This is a genomic window from Tessaracoccus terricola (assembly GCF_054776555.1).
This window is the reverse complement of sequence record NZ_BAAHBS010000001.1, coordinates 155,146-171,716: the sequence shown is the minus strand read 5'-3', so window position 1 is coordinate 171,716 and position 16,571 is coordinate 155,146. Positions and strand designations below refer to the sequence as shown.

Sequence of the window (16,571 nt, the reverse complement as noted above, 5' to 3'; positions counted from 1 at the left end):
TAGAATCCACTGCGCTGGTGTACCGAACCGGCCCCTCCCGACGACGCTTTTCGAAGGTGGCTCATGTCCGCACAGCTGTACGCCCTCGGTCGCTGGTGCTTCCGCAACCGGCTCAAGGTGATCGGGATCTGGCTCGCACTGCTGGTGGTCCTCGGCGGCACTGCCGTCGCACTCGGACCGAAGTTCAACAGCACGTTCGAGATCCCCGGGTCCTCGTCGCAGGAGGCTCTGGAGAAGCTCTCCATGACGTTCCCCCAGGGCGCCGCGCTCACCGCCACGGCCATCGTCGTGGCCCCCGAGGGCACCGACGTGGCCGAACTGCAGCCGCAGATCGAGGAGGGTGTCACGGAATTGGCGGAGCTGGAGGTGGTGGAGAACGCCACCTCGCCGTGGGACGAGTTCGTCTCCGGGCAGGTGGCCGACGACGGCTCGGCCGCCATCATCCAGCTCCAGCTCGACGTGGACGGGACGCCCAGCGACGACCAACTCGCCACCATCACCGACGCCGGTGAGCGGATCGAGGCCCAGATGCCGGCAGGCACCCAGGTGGCCATGGGTGGCGAGGCGTTCAACATCGACGTCCCCGCGCTCACCATCGTCGAGGCCATCGGCCTGGGCGTCGCGTTCGTCGTCCTGTTCGTCCTGCTCGGCTCCCTCGTCGCCGCCGGGCTCCCGCTGATCACCGCCGTCGTCGGCGTCGGCGTCGCCATGGGCATCATGCTGATCTTCTCCCAGGTGGCGGACCTGAACTCCGTCACGCCGCTGCTGGCAGTCATGCTGGGCCTGGCCGTCGGCATCGACTACGCGCTGTTCATCCTCTCCCGCCACCGCGACCAGCTGCGCGACGGCATGGAGGTGGAGGAGTCCGCCGCCCGCGCCGTCGGCACCGCCGGATCCGCCGTCGTGTTCGCCGGCGTCACCGTGTTCATCGCGCTGCTGGGCCTCGGCGTCGCCGGCATCCCGTTCCTCACCGTGATGGGCGTCTTCGCCGCCCTGACCATCGTGTTCTCCGTCCTGATCGCCCTCACCATGCTGCCCGCGTTCATCGGGCTGGTGGGCGAGCGGATGCGGCCCAAGCCCAAGAAGCCGAAGAAGGCTGTTGCTGCGGAGGGGGAGGCCCTTCGAGGCTCGCTGCCGCTCGCACCTCAGGGCAACTCCGAGGCGCCGAAGAAGAAGGGTGGCCTGTTCGCCTGGTGGGTGGGCGTCACCACCAAGCACCCGGTGGTCACCACCGTCGCCATCGTGGTCTCCCTCGGCGCGCTGACCATCCCGGCGGCGGGCATGCAGATGTCGCTGCCGAATGCCGGCCAGAACGAGCCCGGCACCCCGTCGCGCGTCGCCTACGACCTGATCGCCGAGCACTTCGGCCCCGGCTTCAACGGCCCCCTCGTCGTCACGGCGGACATCATCGCCTCCGAGGATCCCATCGCCCTCATCGACGAGCTGAAGGAAGACATCCTCGCCCTCGACGGCGTCGCCAGCGTCCCGCTCGCCACCCCCAACCCGAACGTGGACACCGCGCTTATCCAGGTGATCCCCACCACCGCCTCCGACGACGCGGCCACGGCCCTTGTGGTCGAGGACCTCAAGGAACTGGGCGAGCAGTGGCGCGACGAACTGGACGTCAACACGGCCGTGACCGGGTTCACCGCCGTGCAACTCGACGTCACCGCCAAGCTTTCCGCGGCACTGCTTCCGTTCGCGATCCTCGTGGTGGGACTGTCGATGGTGCTCCTGGCCGCGGTCTTCCGTTCGGTCTGGGTACCGGTGAAGGCGACGGTGGGCTACGTCCTGAGCGTCGGCGCGGCATTCGGCGCGTCCACGCTCGTGTTCAACGAGGGCTGGTTCAAGGAGCTCATCAACCTCGAGCGCGGCATGCCCCTGATCAGTTTCCTGCCCATCCTGGTGATGGGCATCCTGTTCGGCCTGGCCATGGACTACGAGGTCTTCCTCGTGTCCCGGATGCGGGAGGAGTACGTGCACGGCAAGTCCGCGTTGGAGTCCATCCGGGCTGGCTTCGTGGCATCCGGCCCCGTGGTGATGGCAGCAGCACTCATCATGTTCGCGGTCTTCGCGTTCTTCGTGCCCGAGGGCATGGGGCCGATCAAGCAGATCGCCTTCGCGCTCGCAGTCGGGGTCATGGTGGACGCATTCCTGGTCCGCATGACCCTCGTCCCCGCCGTCCTGGCACTGCTGGGGGACCGGGCCTGGTGGCTGCCGAAGTGGCTGGACAAGCTGCTGCCCTCCTTCGACGTCGAGGGTGAGGTGCTGACCAAGAAGCTCGAACTGGCCGACTGGCCCGGCGACGGCAGCCTGCTGCACGCCGATCAGCTCGCGGTGGAGGGCGTCGTCAACCCGGTGAGCCTCAAGGCGGTCGGCGGCAATGTCATCGGCATCGCCGGTCCGCTCGGGGCCCGCACCGGCCTGGCGCTCGCACTCAGTGGCCGCCTGGCCGTCACCTCCGGCCGGGCCCGCGTCGTCGGGGAGCTGCTCCCCGAGTCCGCCGGGCTGGTCCGGAGCCGGGCAACCTATGTGGACCTTGCCGTGGAGCACTCACCCGCCGCGGCCCTCGAACGGATCGAACCCGCAGCCGGCAGCGTCGTGTTCATCGACTCCGCCGACGTGGTGGCCTCCGAGGCCGAGCGGCAGGCCCTCCAGCGCCTCGTCGACGCTGCCCGCTCCACCCGCGAGTTCGCGCTCGTGGTGTGCGCCGGCAGCGAGGCCCACCTCGCAGAGATCAACCCCGACGGCATCGTCACCGTCACCGAAGCCGAACTTGTTGGGAGCAACGCATGAGGCCCGAAAGCACCGTCACCGGCCGCAAGGTCGGCCTGCCCGCGCTGATCGCGCTGGTTCTCGTCCCGCTGCTGGCCGTCGGGGGACTGCTGGCGCTCGTCAACGGCAACGGCGAGGAGCGGGTGCAGGCCGCCGTCGTGAACCTCGACGAGGCCGTGACCGTCGGGGACCAGTACATCCCCATGGGCCGACAGTTGGCCGCCGCCATCATGGACCGCGAGGGCAGCAACATCTCCTGGACGCTCGCGGACCAGGCCAATGCCCAGGCCGGCCTCGCCAGCGGGCAGTACTCCGCCGTCGTCACCATCCCCAAGGAGTTCTCCGCCGCGGCCACCTCGTTCAGCGAGAACGACGCCGCCGTGGCCCGGCAGGCCACCATCGACATCACGATGTCCGAGAACGCGCCCGTCACCGACGCGCGCCTCGCCAAGGAGATCGCCGGGCTCGCGCGGGAGGGCATCAACTCCACCCTCACCGAGAGCTACCTGGACAACGTCTTCATCGGCTTCAACAGCGTGGGGGACCAGTTCGGGGCCATCGTCGACGGCGCCTCCCAGCTCTCCGACGGCGCCACCCAGCTGGCCGACGGCACGGACGAGCTGAGCGACGGCACCGGTGAACTGGCGGACGGCATGGGCCAGCTCTCCGACGGCGCGCTGCAACTCAACGACGGTGGAGCCCAGCTCGCCTCCGGCAGCACAGAACTGGTGGACGGCGGCGCCCAGGTGGTGGCCGGTGGCGATGCGCTGACCGAGGGCAGCGGCCAGCTGGTCTCCGGCGGCAACGAACTCGCAGCCGGGGCCGACGAACTCAGCCAGGGCGTCGAGCAGTTCGCTGGTGAGCTGCCGGCACTGGTCGACGGCGTGGGCCAGCTGGTGGACGGCGCCGAACAACTGTTGCCCGGCATCCCCGACTACACCGACGGCACCAGACAGGTGGTCGGTGGTGTCGGCGAACTGAAGGCCGGTATCGACCAGATGATCGCTGGCCTCGACGCCGGCGGCCAGACCCCTGACCCCGCCGAGCTCGAGGCCCTCGGTACCGGCGCCACCGAGATCGGCGCGGGCGTGCAGGGCATCGCCGGCGGCCTGGAACAGGTGGACGGGGCCCTGCAGGGCTTCGCCACCGGTGCCGTGCCCGCGCCCGCCGAGGTGCAGGCCATCGGCGGCCAGATCGCAGCCGCGTTCGAATGCCCAGTGGCGGATCCGGCGACGTGCGCGATGCTCGAGCAGACCTTCGCCGCGGGTGCCGCAGCCGGTGTCACCGCCGGGTTCCAGGCAGGTGCCGGGACCGCGTCCGCCGCCCTCAGCACCCCCGATGCCAGCGGCGCCAGCCTGATCGACGGCGCCTCGCAGCTAGCGACGGAGTCGGCGCCCTTCTTCGACGGCGTCGGCCAGCTCGCGCAGCAGCTGCCCGCCCTGCTGGAGGGCCTCCCCGCCCTCCGCGACGGACTGCAGCAGCTCTCCGACGGCGCCGGCGAACTCGTCACCGGGGCGCAGCCGCTGGTGGACAACGCCGACGCACTCGGCTCCGGCGCCACCCAGTTGCTGGGTGGCATGCAGCAGCTGGACCAGCAGCTCCAGGCCATGCCCGGTGGCGTCGCGGAGTTCACCGACGGCGTCTCGCAGTTCGCCGACGGCGTCGGCCAGTACACCTCCGGCGTGGAGACCTACACCAGTGGCGTCGGCCAGTTCGCCGAGGGTGTGGAGACCTACGCCGACGGCGTCGGAACCTATGCCGATGGTGTGGGCGACTACATCGACGGCGTGGGAACCTTCGCCGACGGCGTCGTGACCGCCGCCGACGGCACCCAGGACCTCGCCGACGGTGTGGTCCAGCTCGACGACGGTGCGCAGCAGCTCGCCGACGGCGTGGACACCTTCGCCACCGAGCTCTCGGCCGGTGCGGACCAGGTTCCCACGTACTCCGAGGAGGAGCGTGCCGCGCTGTCCACCGTCGTGGCCTCACCCGTTGACGGCTCCGACGAACTGGCTTCCAACAACTCCGTGGGACTTGCGGCGCTGCTGCTGGTGGCCGGGTTGTGGCTGATCGCGCTGGCGGCCTTCGTGGTGGCGCGGGCGGTGCCCTCTGACGTGGTCAGTTCCCGGGCGCCCAGCATCGCGTTGTGGGCCCGTGCGGTGGGACTACCTGCGATCCTGGCTGCCGGCCTGGGTGTGGTGTTCGGGGTCGTGGGATCCGTGGTGGTCGGACTCGGCCTCGGCCGCTCCCTTGGTCTGGTGTTCCTGCTGGCGGCCCTGGGCGTCTCGTTCGTGCTGGTCAACCACGCCCTCGTCGCGTGGCTCGGCAACGTGGGCCGGGGGATCTCCGCGCTCCTGCTGGTGGCGACGGTGGCGCTGGGCATCACCTCCGGCCTCCCCGCCTGGTTCGACTCCGTGGCCACCTTCTCGCCCGCCCAGAACGGCCTGCTCATGGTCCGTACCTGGATGGCTGACGGTTCCGGCATGACGGGCCTGGTGGGAGCCGCGGTGCTCGTGGCCGCGATCGCGTTCGCGCTGTCCTACCTGGCCATCGCGTCACGGCGGCAACTCACCGCCGACCAGTTCCGACGCCGCGTGGTGACCGCCTGAGCTTTTGCCTGCGCCGCGCCGTCGGGTTACCGTCGGACAGGGTCCGGAGGCGAACTCGGGCAGTTGTGGCCGTCCGGTCTGACCCCGGCTGTTGCAATACTTGAGCGGTGCGCGTCGAAGGATCGGAGGTGTGGCCCATGAGCCCGGAGGAAGTACACGAGGACGATCTCTCGCCACTGGCACCGGTTATCTACGGTGAGACCCCTGAGGACGAGAATCCCGAGGAGGACGCTGCCGTCGGTGGCGTCTCCGACTCGGACGGAATCGTGCGGGTGTGGCTGGAGGAGGGGCACCTGACCAAGGTGCGGGTCTCCCCGGTCTGGTACACCCGACTGGGCAAGCGAACCCTGGACGAGAGCTTCGGCCAGGCCCTCCGGATGGCCAACGCCACCGTCGGCCAGATCACCGAGCGCACGGCCCCGGACTTCGGCGACGTCGACTTCTCCGGCCTGCCCCGGTTCGACAGCAGGGCCTTCGCCGTGATGCGCAACCTGGTGGCAGACGCCGAGGAGCGCTGGGACGCGGCAATCAAGGAGTACCAGGAGCGTCCCCCGGCGCAGTCCGACGCGGTGGAGGGGCGCTCGAAGGGCGTCACCGTCCGGCTGAGTTCCGCAGGGCTTGCCGAGGCCGTCCGGTTCGAGGACAAGTGGCTGGACTCGGCCCAGGCCGGGGCCATCGCGGACCACGTCCTGGCGGCGGCCCAGAACGCCTACTCCCGCTACACCCCCAACGTTGAAGACAGAGAAGAACTCGACGCCATCGAGGACGAACACAGGTTCCTCATGGCTACTTTCAAGGCAATGCTCAACCCGAAGGAGCGATCATGACTGGTCCTGTGGATCCCTGGTCCGAGGTGGAACGACGCGCTGCTGAGAGCTCGGTGGCCGGCGTCACTGCGGACAGTGACGACACCCTCGACGACGGCGAGCTCGGCGAGGCCGCCATCAACCCCAACGCACAGGGCGGCAAGGGCAAGGGCGACAAGGGCGGCATGATGCCCCCGATGATGATGGGTGGCCGTGGCGGTGGCGCCGGTGCGGCCGGGACCACCGGTGCAGGCGGTGGCGGCGTCATGGACGCGGGCGGCATGGGCGGCGTGGGTGCCGTCGGCGCTGCCGGCGCCATGCGCAGCACCAGTGTGGGCGGCCTTGGAACCGGTGGCGGCGCAGGCATGGGCGGTGGCCTCGGAGGCGGCGCGGGCGTCGGCGGTGGCGGCGTGCTGGCCGCCGGGGCCGGCCCGGGCGACCTCAACGGCGACGGCATCGAGGACTCCTACGTCTCGGGCGGTATTGATCTTGACGGCGACGGCGTTGCCGACGTCGACTACAACGGCAACCCCCTCGGCGGTGGAGGCGGTGGCGTCGGTGGTGGCGTCGACATCGACGGCGACGGCATCCCGGACCGCGTGGTCCCCGGGGGCATCGACACCGACGGTGATGGCATCGCCGACCACGACCACAACGGCAACCCCCTGCCGGGTACCCCTGGCCACCCGGACTACCCGGGCAACCCGGGCGATCCGGGCTACCCGCAGCCGGGTGATCCGGACTATCCCGGGAACCCGGGCAATCCGGGCTACCCGCAGCCGGGTGATCCGGACTACCCCGGGAACCCGGGCAATCCCGGCAACCCGGACTACCCGCAGCCCGGTGATCCGGACTACCCCGGGAACCCGGGCAACCCGGGCTACCCGCAGCCGGGTGATCCGGACTACCCGGGCAACCCGATTGGCCCGGACTACCCGCAGCCCGGTGACCCGGACTACCCCGGGCCGGGAACCGGCACGAACCCCGGCCCCGGCACGGGCGTCACTCCCGGTGGGAGCACTGGTCCCGGCACCGGTGGCGGCACCGGCACGGGCACGGGCGGGGGCACCGGCACGGGCGGTGGGAACACCGGCGGCTACACGGGTGGCAACACGGGTGACGTCTCCGGCGCCGACGGCTACGTCGCGGACCCCGAAGCCCTCCGGACCGCCGCCAAGCAGTGGAACGAGCTCTCCGGGCAGATGAAGGCGATGCAGTCCTCGTCCACCACCGTGAGCGAGTTCGGACTGGTCAAGCAGGTCCAGCCCTCGCACACCAAGCTCTCGGGTGCGGCGGCCGAGTGGTCCGGAGGCGCCAGCACGGAGTTCGACTCACTCACCGGGAAGTTGACCAGTGCCGCAGGTGGTTACCAGGCCACCGAGGAAGCCAACGCGCAGGCAACCAAGCAGATCCACCAGGGGTGAACTGAACGTTGAACGTCAACGCAATGTTGGGCGCCATCATGGGCGCCATCAAGTCAGGTGAACAGGCCGCTGCGGCGAACTACGAGTTCTCCGAGGTGCGCTCCGAGGTGGTCAAGCTGCGCACGGCCGTCACGAACGCCATGCAGCGCGACGAGAGCGAGGCGTCGGGGTTCTGGATGGAGATGGGTCGGCTGGGCCGTCACACCCTGAACTACTTCGCGGAGAAGAACCGCTTCGAGGCGGAGGCCCGCCAGCTGAAGAACCAGGCGTTCCAGGCGCTGCAGCAGGTGGAGAACTTCATCGACACCAACGTCGCCAAGCACGCCCCTGTCCCGGGGCGACTGGTGGCCGACGCGGAGGGCTGGGACGCTCGCGCGGCCCGGGTCGGGGAGATGCAGAAGGTGGCGCAGCGGCTCCAGAACGTCGAGGGCTGGTCCGGGGATGCCCGGACCCAGTACACAACTGCTGCCAGTGTCCAGAGCAACGCCCTCCTCGAGCTCGAGGGAGTCATGAAGAGCACCGGCGCGGGTGCCCGCGCGGGCGCGCTGCTCAACCGTGCCATCTTCTACGTCGTCGGCAAGGACGTGCGGTTGGCTGCTGGCCGGATCAACGGTGCCCAGGGCAGCGGGGGCGGCCAGTACTACACGCGCACGGCCAAGGCCCGCAACGAGTGCTACGCGCTCCTCGGTGAATTGATACAGGCCATCACGGGAGATGTGGCTGGGGGCTCGAGTGCGAACCTCAGCAATGAGTTGAGGAACACCATCTCCCTCCCGAACCTGCTGGAGGTCGGGTCCTGGCCCACCGGTACCAGCGGCGCGGGCCAGACTGCCGCTGACACCAACGGGGTGACCCCCGACGTCGACGACACCAACCTCAGCGGTGGCGGTGGCGGTGGGGGCAACGCTCCCGGTGTGGACCTCTGAGCCTCGAATGACCCAGCAGCAGGCGTCCAGCGGACGCGGACGAAGCGTCCTGTGGGTGATCATCGGTGTGGCAGCCGTCGTGCTGGCCGGGCTCGTCGTTTGGGGGCTGGTTGGTGGCGGCGACACCGAACCGACCACCACGCCCACCGAGTCCGTCACCACGGTCCAGAGCACCGAGGGGACCGATGGGACCACTGGGCCCACGGAGCAGACCACCGGGCCCGGCGAGGAGACCACCGAACCCACGGGGGAGACGAGCGAGCCGACGGACGTCGACTGGGGTCCGGTGACTCCGCCCAACGTCGATTCCCTGCGGGACTTCTTCACGGCACCGAACTTCCCGGATTCGATTGGGCCGTTCGTGCAGGACCCCGAGGGCCCCATCAAGGACGTTGCCAGCATCACCGTGGACTATGACGACAACGAGGCCATCCGCGGCGTCGGCGTCGTGATCTCGATGGGACGGGACAGCTACACCCTGGCGACCTCCGAGATGCCCGACGCCACAGTGATGGGCAACGCCGTCTGCGGCACCACCAACGACGGGATCGGGGACATCATCCAGTGTTTGGTGGCCGGTGAGCCGGCCACCCTCAAGGTACTCACCGCCGGGGTGGACCACATGACGCTGGAAGAGCTCGCCGAGTTCACCAACTCCCTCTACGACCAGCTCTGACGCAGGCCCGCGTCGCGTACGCGCGGCCCAGGCTGCACCAGGGGCTCCGAGTGCCAAGCTCTGGGTTCCCCTTGTGCGGGGTCGGGTGTTGCCTGCACCGGGGGCTCCGACTGCCGAGCTCCCGGTTCCCCTTGTGTGGCCGCCGGGTCCCCGCTCCGTGACCCGGCGCTTTGGCACACTGGGGGCAGGCACTTCGCACGAGGACGAGGAGAGCATGGACGGCCTCATGGACGACGACTACGACCCGCTGGCGCCGGTTCACTACGGGGACGACGCCGCCGAGGACGAGCCGTCGCAAGGGCGTGACACCGGCTTCACCGACGGCGACAACATCGTTCGCGTGTGGGTGGCCGACGGGCAGTTGGTCCGCGTCCAGGTCTCACCCGTGTGGCACCACAAGGTTCGCGAGAAGACCCTGGACCAGTGCTTCGCCGCGGCGTTGGCGTCGGCGCGCATCCAGATCGCCCCGGCCGCCCCGGAGCCGCAGGAACCCGACCTCACCGGGGTGGACTTCTCCGGACTCCCCAGGTTCAACCGCAGCCCGTTCGTGACCTACCGGCTGGCGCTGCAGAACTTCAACCAGCGCTGGGAGGAGGCCGTCGAGCGGGCCCGCAGCACGCCGGTCGAGCCCGCCCGGCCGGTCAGCGCCGAGACGGAGGGCGTCACCGTCCGGCTGGACGAGAACGGGCACGCCGTCGCCGTCGAGTTCGACGACGAGTGGCTCGAGGACATGGCGGTCAAGGACATCAACCACTGGGTCCTGGAGACCGCCTCCCGCGCCTACGCCGCGTACGAGGCGGCGCCCGAGCCCCGTGACGAGCTGGCGGACCTGGCCCGCGAGCACGAGATCCTCATGACGGGTCTGATGAAGATGCTGACCGGGAAGGACCGACGATGACTGAACCGGACGACGTCTGGGCGGAGGTGGCCAGGCGGGCTGCAGTGAGTCGGTTCTCCGGCGTCACCGCGGACGACGACGACGTGATCGTCAACGCCGAACTGCGCGAGGCACAGCTGAACCCGAACCGGCAGGGCGGCCAGGGCGGTGTCGGGGCGCCCGGCATGATGCCCCCGATGATGATGGGCGGCATGGGCGCCGGCGGTGCGGGCGCCTCCGGGGGCTCCGGGGGCGGTGGGCTCGGCGGCGGGTCCGCTGCCGCTGCGGCCGCTGCCACCACGAGGCCGCCCCAGGCCAGCACGGGCCTCGGGGTGCAGGCCGCGCAAGCCGCCCCGCTGGCAGAGGAGGTCGAGGAGGAGCCGGGTGTCCCGGACATCGGCGGTCTCGGGGGCGGCGGCATCGGTGGCGGTGGCGGCGGGCTGCCCGACGGCGGCGGCGCCGGGGGAGGTGCCCCGGTGGGACCGGCCGACGGCTTCAGCGCGGACCCCGTCGCGGTGCGCGGCATCGCCTCCAGGTGGGCCGAGCTTGCCCAGGAGATCCAGGCGCTCGACAGCCCCGCCTTCGACGCCGCACTCGGGCTGGTGCAGCCGCCGCAGCGCCCCCAGCAGGCCGTCAACGAACAGGTCCGGACCTGGACCACGGGAGCCGGTGAGGAGTTCGACGCACTCGTGGGCAGGCTGCACGACGTCGCGGGTCAGTACGAGGCGGTCGAGGAGTCCGGCACCGCCGAGATCAGGGAGAAGACTGCCGATGAGTGAGCAGTTCCAGCAGCGAAACACCGCCCGGATCGACCTGGGGTCCGAGGAGACCGCCTCCGCGCAGCTGCGTGAGTTGCGTCGCATCGGCTACCAGGGCGGCGACGTCGAGGAGACCGAGCCGCTGCCCCAGCCCGAGTTCGCCGACGTCACGGCCGCGCTCGAGGAACTCGACGCCACCGTCACCACCGTCCTGGGCGAGGACCGCGAGCAGACGCTGCAGGCGCTGGGGCAGCTGAAGACCATGTTCCCCACGGTCTACACGCTCGTGGTGGAGCAGCTGGACACCGCGTCCGAGGTCATCACCGAGGGGGTCCGCTCCCAGCTGGAGGGGATCCGCACCCTCCTGGACGAACGGGTGGCGCCCCACGCCGAGGTGCCGGCGAAGCTGGAGGCCGAGCGCGACCTCGAGCGCAAGCAGGGTGAGAAGGTGCTCGAGATCGCGCGGCAGGTGCGGGAACTCGTCGAGGTGGAGAACTGGACCGGCGAGGCGGCCGAGGGCTACCGTCGCGCGGCACTCGTCCAGGCCAGCGCCCTCGAGGAACTCGCCGGCGTGGAGGACAGCTCATCCAACGCCTTGGACCACACCGCGCTGCTGAACCGGGCCGCGTTCTTCTACACCTCCGAGGCGATCTCCTTCACGGCCTCGCAGATCCGCGCCCTGCCCGGTGGCGACACCACCCAACTGTTCCGCCGCAGCCGCGGCGTCGAGTCCCACCTCACCCTGCTCAGGGGCAAGCTCACCCACGAGCTGGACTCGATCGCCGACGGTGACACCGCCAGGGAACTGGCCACCGAGCTGGACTCGCTGCTCGGCATGCCGAGCGTGCTGCTGCCCACCGGCTGGCCCACCGGCGGCGACTCCGCAGACCTGCGCCCGGCCCCCACCGCGGGTGCCATCCCGCCCCTCGCCTGACCGCACCCCACTTCAGCGGCGCCGGCCGCCGTCGCCGCCCCGACCCGACACGCCGACGAAAAGCGGCGACGAGGGCACGGGTGCCCCTTCCGGCGATTTCTGTCGGCGAGTCGGGTCGGCGGGGTGGGCGACGACGGGCGCCGCCGGGGCGACGGGGCACCGTCGGCGACGCGACGGCGGCCGGGGCGTCGCGCCGGACCCCGGCATCAAGGTGCACGGGAACGGACCCCTGGTGCACGAACGTGCACAGCCATTGCACCTACGTGCAGGACGGGATTGTCTGGTGCCTATACCCGGTGCCACCGCGCCAACACGGTGTTCTCGCCGGGATCCCACCGGGACACCAGTCCCGGGCCACCCGGTGCCGAGAGGCACCACGGCTGACACAGTTGTCAGGAATGGAGTCACACACAATGGAACTGTTGGAAACCTCGCTAGGGGCCATCTTCGTATCGGAAGTCGTCGGGTCCGCACTCCTGATCCTGCTGGGTGGTGGCGTCGTCGCCAACACCCTGCTGGCAAAGACCAAGGGGCAGGACACCGGCTGGCTCCTCATCAACTGGGGCTGGGGTCTCGCAGTCTTCGTCGGTGTCCTCGGGGCGGCAGCCTCCGGCGGCCACCTGAACCCGGCCGTCACCCTCGGCCTCCTCGCCAGCGGCGTGTCCATGAGCTTCGGCATGGTGATGACCTACATCGCCGGTGAGCTCGTCGGCGCGATGATCGGCGCGGGCCTGGTGTGGCTGACCTACAAGCAGCACTTCGACGCCGAGGAGGACAAGGGCAAGAAGCTGTGGGTGTTCTCCACGGCGCCGCAGATCCGCAGCCCGTTCTGGAACACCCTCACTGAGGTCATCGGCACCTTCGTCCTCGTGTTCGGCGTCCTCGCAGCGGGGCACTTCACCGACGTCGCCGCATCGGCCGAGGGCGGCACCGGCCCGGCCAACCTCGGCTGGCTCGGAGCGCTCGGCGTCGGCCTCCTCGTCGTCGCCATCGGCATCAGCCTCGGCGGCCCCACCGGCTACGCCATCAACCCGACGCGTGACCTCGGCCCCCGCATCATGCACGCCATCCTGCCCATCAAGGACAAGGGCAGCTCCGACTGGGGCTACGCCTGGGTCCCGATCGTGGGCCCGATCATCGGTGGTGTGCTGGCCGGCCTCGTGCACAGCGCACTCCTGCCCCTCCCGTGACCATCCGACAACCACACAAGGAAGTGAGAATTCATGACTGACAAGTTCGTCATGGCAATCGACCAGGGCACCACCAGCACGCGTGCCATCATCTTCGACCACAGCGGCAAGATCGTCGCCACCGGCCAGAAGGAACACGAGCAGATCTTCCCGAAGGCCGGCTGGGTGGAGCACAACGCCAAGGAGATCTGGGACAACGTCCGCTCCGTCGTCGCCGATGCCCTCGCCAAGGCCAGCCTCAACAGCGGCGACATGGCCGCCGTCGGCATCACCAACCAGCGCGAGACCACGCTGGTGTGGGACAAGACCACGGGCGAACCCGTCTACAACGCGATCGTCTGGCAGGACACCCGCACCGCCAAGATCATCGACGACCTGGGTGGCGAGGAGGGGCAGGACAAGTACAAGGACCGCGTCGGCCTGCCGCTGGCCACCTACTTCGCCGGCCCCAAGGTCAAGTGGGTCCTCGACAACGTCGAGGGTGCCCGCGCCAAGGCCGAGGCCGGGGACCTGGTCATGGGCACCATGGACACCTGGGTGCTGTGGAACATGACCGGCGGCGTCGACGGTGGCGTGCACGTCACCGACGTCACCAACGCCTCGCGCACCATGCTGATGGACCTGAAGACCCTCAGCTGGGACGAGTCGATCGCCGAAGACATGGGCATCCCGATGTCCATGCTGCCGGAGATCAAGAGCTCCGCCGAGGTCTACGGCGAGGGTCGCGCCAAGGGACTCCTGACCGGGGTTCCGATCGCCGGCATCCTGGGCGACCAGCAGGCGGCCACCTTCGGCCAGGCCTGCTTCGAGCCCGGCATGGCGAAGAACACCTACGGCACCGGCAACTTCATGCTGCTCAACACGGGCGAGGAGATCGTCCCGTCGAAGAACGGCCTGCTGACCACCGTCTGCTACAAGATCGGCGACAACAAGCCGATTTACGCGCTGGAGGGCTCCATCGCCGTCACCGGATCGCTGGTCCAGTGGCTGCGTGACAACCTCAAGATCATCGACAGCGCACCGGAGATCGAGGAGCTGGCCGCCACCGTCGAGGACAACGGCGGCGCGTACTTCGTGCCCGCCTTCTCGGGCCTGTTCGCGCCCTACTGGAAGTCCGACGCCCGCGGCGCGCTCGTCGGTCTGACCCGCTACGTCAACCGTGGCCACATCGCCCGCGCTGTCCTGGAGGCCACCGCCTACCAGACCCGCGAGGTGCTGGAGGCCATGGAGGCCGACTCCGGGGTCAAGCTGGCCGAGCTCAAGGTGGACGGCGGCATGACCAGCGATGAGTTGCTCATGCAGTTCCAGGCCGACCAACTCGGTGTCGACGTGGTGCGCCCCGTCGTCGCGGAGACCACGGCTCTGGGCGCGGCCTACGCCGCCGGCATCGCCGTCGGCTACTGGGGCGGCGAGCAGGACGTCATCGACAACTGGGCCGAGGACTCCCGCTGGAACCCGAAGATGGAGGAGGGCGAGCGCGACCGCCTCTTCCGCAATTGGAAGAAGGCCGTGACCCGCACCTTCGACTGGGTGGACGACGACGTCGTGGAGTGATCTGCGAACTCCCTTCAACGGGCCGGGCGGCGTGGGGTGACCACGCCGCCCGGCTTCTTCCTTGCTTGACCTGGGGACCGGGCCGAACGGTGCCGGCCGGTGACGTCGGCTAAGTGGGGTCGTTTTGCTGGTCGACGCGCAAAAAGAACGACCCCACTGAATCCTCTCCGGCGGGGCTCAGGGGTAGCGGATCTCCGCCTCGTGGACGCGGGCGCTGGCCTCGGTCAGGACTTGCAGCAACGCGTCGCGGTCCTTCGACGGGGCGAACGACTCACCGTCGATGGCCAGTGGGGCGCCGAAGACCACTACGGGCGCGCCCAGGCCGACGCACTCCACCGCCTGGTCGATGCTCAGGCCGCCGACCGCCTGCACGGGGATGCTGGTGGCGGCGACGATCTCCGGCAGGTCCGTCAGGGGGCTCAGCCCCAGCTCGGGGTGCCTGCCGCGGTGGTCGTAGCCGATGTGGTGGATCACCATGCCGACGCCCAGCGACTCCAGGCGCCGCGCCTCGGCCACGCGGTCCTCGGTGGCGAGGTCGTCGCCCATCACCAGCAGCCCGTACTTCTCGCCGGCCTGCAGCACCCGCTCGATGGTGGCGTCGTGCGCGCGGCCCATGACGAGCACGGCGTCGGCGCCCGCGTCGCCCATCATCTCCGCCTCCAGGTAGCCGCCGTCCATGGTCTTGAGGTCCACGACGATGGGGTGGTCCGGGAACTCGCGGCGCAGTGCCCGCACCGCATGGAGGCCCTCGGCCAGCACCAGGGGGGTGCCCACCTCGATCCAGTCCGCCCCTGCCTCGACGGCGACGGCGGCGGTCTCGAGCGCCTCGGTGTTGTTGGTCAGGTCCAGCGAGATCTGGACCAGCGCGCGGGTGAGGTTCTCGCGGGTGATGCCGCGGATGCTGCTGGACATGGTTCCTCCGGGTTCAGTTGGTGGGCAGGGGGCGGTCGATGGCGGCGCCGAGTCGGTCCAGCTCGGCCACGACGGAATCGGGGACGGGGATGCCTTCGGCCAGGCGCTGGGCGCGGCGGGTGTCCTCGGGCTCGCCCGGGACCTGGACGCCGGCGCTGCCGGGGGCGGGCCGCACGGCGTGGGCGCGTTCCGTGAGGAGGGCCATCCGGGTGAGGAACTCGGCCAGCGGGAGGTGCTGCTCGACGTCGAGCGCGAGCATCCAGTGGCCAGAGTTCTGGGGCTTGGAGAAGTCGGCGTACATGTTGCCGACGTCGGATCCGATGGCGGCGCCGCTGAACACGCCGGCCAGGGTCTCCACCAGCATCCCCATCCCGTAGCCCTTGGGGCCCCCGAACGGCAGCAGCGAGACCACCCGGCCGGGATCGGTGGTGGGGTGGCCGTCGGCGTCGATGCCCCAGTCCGGTGGGATGGCCTCGCCGGCCTCGGCCTTGACCATCACCCGCCCCATCGCGCTGGTGGCGGTGGCCATGTCCACGCACAACGGGTGTGGCTCGTGCGGGGCGGCGAACGCGAACGGGTTGGTGCCCAGCAGCGGGTCGCGGCCGCCGAAGGGCACCACCACGGGCTCGGAGTTGGACACCACTATGGCGACGAATCCCTCCCGCGCCAGCTGCCTGGCGTAGTAGCCGGCGGCCCCGAAGTGGGCGCTGGAGCGCACCACGGCACTGGCGACGCCGTGGGAGCGCGCCGTCGCGGCCACCGCCAGCATCGCCTCGCGGGCCACCACCTGCCCGGCCGCCTGCCGCCCGTCCACGTGGACGACGGCCTTGTCAGCGGTCACTTCCGGCTTGGCGTCCGGCAGCACTAGCCCCGCGTCCACCCGCTCTCGGTAGGCGGGCAGCCGCAGCACGCCGTGGGAGTCGATCCCGCGCAGGTTGGCGTCGACGAGGGTGTCGGCGATGAAGCGGGCATCGGCCCCGGGGTGTCCCCAGGACTCGAGCACGGCGGTGGTCCAGGCGGTCAGGGCGTCGGCTTCGACGGTTGCCATTCCGGTCCTCTCCGGTGAGGTTCGCTCGGGCGGGAAACCAATTTCCCGAATCCCTTGTGAAGCTTATGCAGATTAAGCATAC

13 protein-coding genes are annotated in these 16,571 nt (G+C 70.1%); 11 read left to right on the top strand and 2 right to left on the bottom strand.

From position 1 onward, the window contains the following. The first annotated feature begins 63 nt into the window (after positions 1–63). The 11 genes from ACYU7G_RS00755 (at position 64) to glpK (ending at position 14,529) form a co-directional block, all read left to right on the top strand. Positions 64–2,796 carry an MMPL family transporter gene (locus ACYU7G_RS00755; protein ID WP_461103752.1) on the top strand — a complete coding sequence of 911 codons (2,733 nt, stop codon included), beginning with the start codon at positions 64–66 and terminating at the stop codon, positions 2,794–2,796. Beyond that, positions 2,793–5,384, top strand: a complete 2,592-nt coding sequence (locus ACYU7G_RS00750; RefSeq protein WP_461103750.1) for a hypothetical protein — start codon at positions 2,793–2,795, stop codon at positions 5,382–5,384. The genes ACYU7G_RS00755 and ACYU7G_RS00750 overlap by 4 nt, the downstream gene beginning before the upstream one ends. Positions 5,385–5,491: 107 nt before the next feature. After that, positions 5,492–6,211, top strand: coding sequence for a hypothetical protein (locus ACYU7G_RS00745; RefSeq protein WP_461103748.1), 720 nt, complete (start codon positions 5,492–5,494; stop codon positions 6,209–6,211). After that, positions 6,208–7,614: a hypothetical protein gene (locus ACYU7G_RS00740; RefSeq protein ID WP_461103746.1), complete on the top strand. Its 1,407-nt coding sequence runs from the start codon at positions 6,208–6,210 to the stop codon at positions 7,612–7,614. Before ACYU7G_RS00745 ends, ACYU7G_RS00740 begins: the two co-directional genes overlap by 4 nt. Positions 7,615–7,622: 8 nt before the next feature. Continuing rightward, complete coding sequence (locus ACYU7G_RS00735; RefSeq protein WP_461103744.1) at positions 7,623–8,540, top strand: hypothetical protein; 918 nt, start codon at positions 7,623–7,625, stop codon at positions 8,538–8,540. A 7-nt stretch (positions 8,541–8,547) separates the two neighbouring features. After that, positions 8,548–9,216, top strand: a complete 669-nt coding sequence (locus ACYU7G_RS00730) for a hypothetical protein (protein ID WP_461103742.1) — start codon at positions 8,548–8,550, stop codon at positions 9,214–9,216. A gap of 214 nt (positions 9,217–9,430) precedes the next feature. Next, complete coding sequence (locus ACYU7G_RS00725) at positions 9,431–10,114, top strand: hypothetical protein (RefSeq protein ID WP_461103740.1); 684 nt, start codon at positions 9,431–9,433, stop codon at positions 10,112–10,114. Then, positions 10,111–10,872, top strand: coding sequence for a hypothetical protein (locus ACYU7G_RS00720; RefSeq protein WP_461103738.1), 762 nt, complete (start codon positions 10,111–10,113; stop codon positions 10,870–10,872). Before ACYU7G_RS00725 ends, ACYU7G_RS00720 begins: the two co-directional genes overlap by 4 nt. Continuing rightward, positions 10,865–11,785: a hypothetical protein gene (locus ACYU7G_RS00715; protein WP_461103736.1), complete on the top strand. Its 921-nt coding sequence runs from the start codon at positions 10,865–10,867 to the stop codon at positions 11,783–11,785. Before ACYU7G_RS00720 ends, ACYU7G_RS00715 begins: the two co-directional genes overlap by 8 nt. Positions 11,786–12,198: 413 nt before the next feature. After that, positions 12,199–12,975, top strand: a complete 777-nt coding sequence (locus ACYU7G_RS00710; RefSeq protein ID WP_461103734.1) for an MIP/aquaporin family protein — start codon at positions 12,199–12,201, stop codon at positions 12,973–12,975. Positions 12,976–13,008: 33 nt separating this feature from the next. After that, positions 13,009–14,529 (top strand): glycerol kinase GlpK, encoded by a 1,521-nt coding sequence (gene glpK / locus ACYU7G_RS00705; protein WP_461103732.1) that lies wholly within the window; start codon positions 13,009–13,011, stop codon positions 14,527–14,529. Between the two features lie 177 nt (positions 14,530–14,706). Here the strand turns inward: glpK and ACYU7G_RS00700 are convergent, their stop codons facing one another. Both ACYU7G_RS00700 and ACYU7G_RS00695 read right to left on the bottom strand, forming a co-directional pair. Then, complete coding sequence (locus tag ACYU7G_RS00700; protein WP_461103730.1) at positions 14,707–15,441, bottom strand: orotidine 5'-phosphate decarboxylase / HUMPS family protein; 735 nt, start codon at positions 15,439–15,441, stop codon at positions 14,707–14,709. A gap of 13 nt (positions 15,442–15,454) precedes the next feature. After that, a complete protein-coding gene (locus ACYU7G_RS00695) occupies positions 15,455–16,489 on the bottom strand; it encodes an Ldh family oxidoreductase (protein WP_461103728.1) in 1,035 nt (344 codons plus the stop codon). Positions 16,490–16,571: the final 82 nt, after the last annotated feature.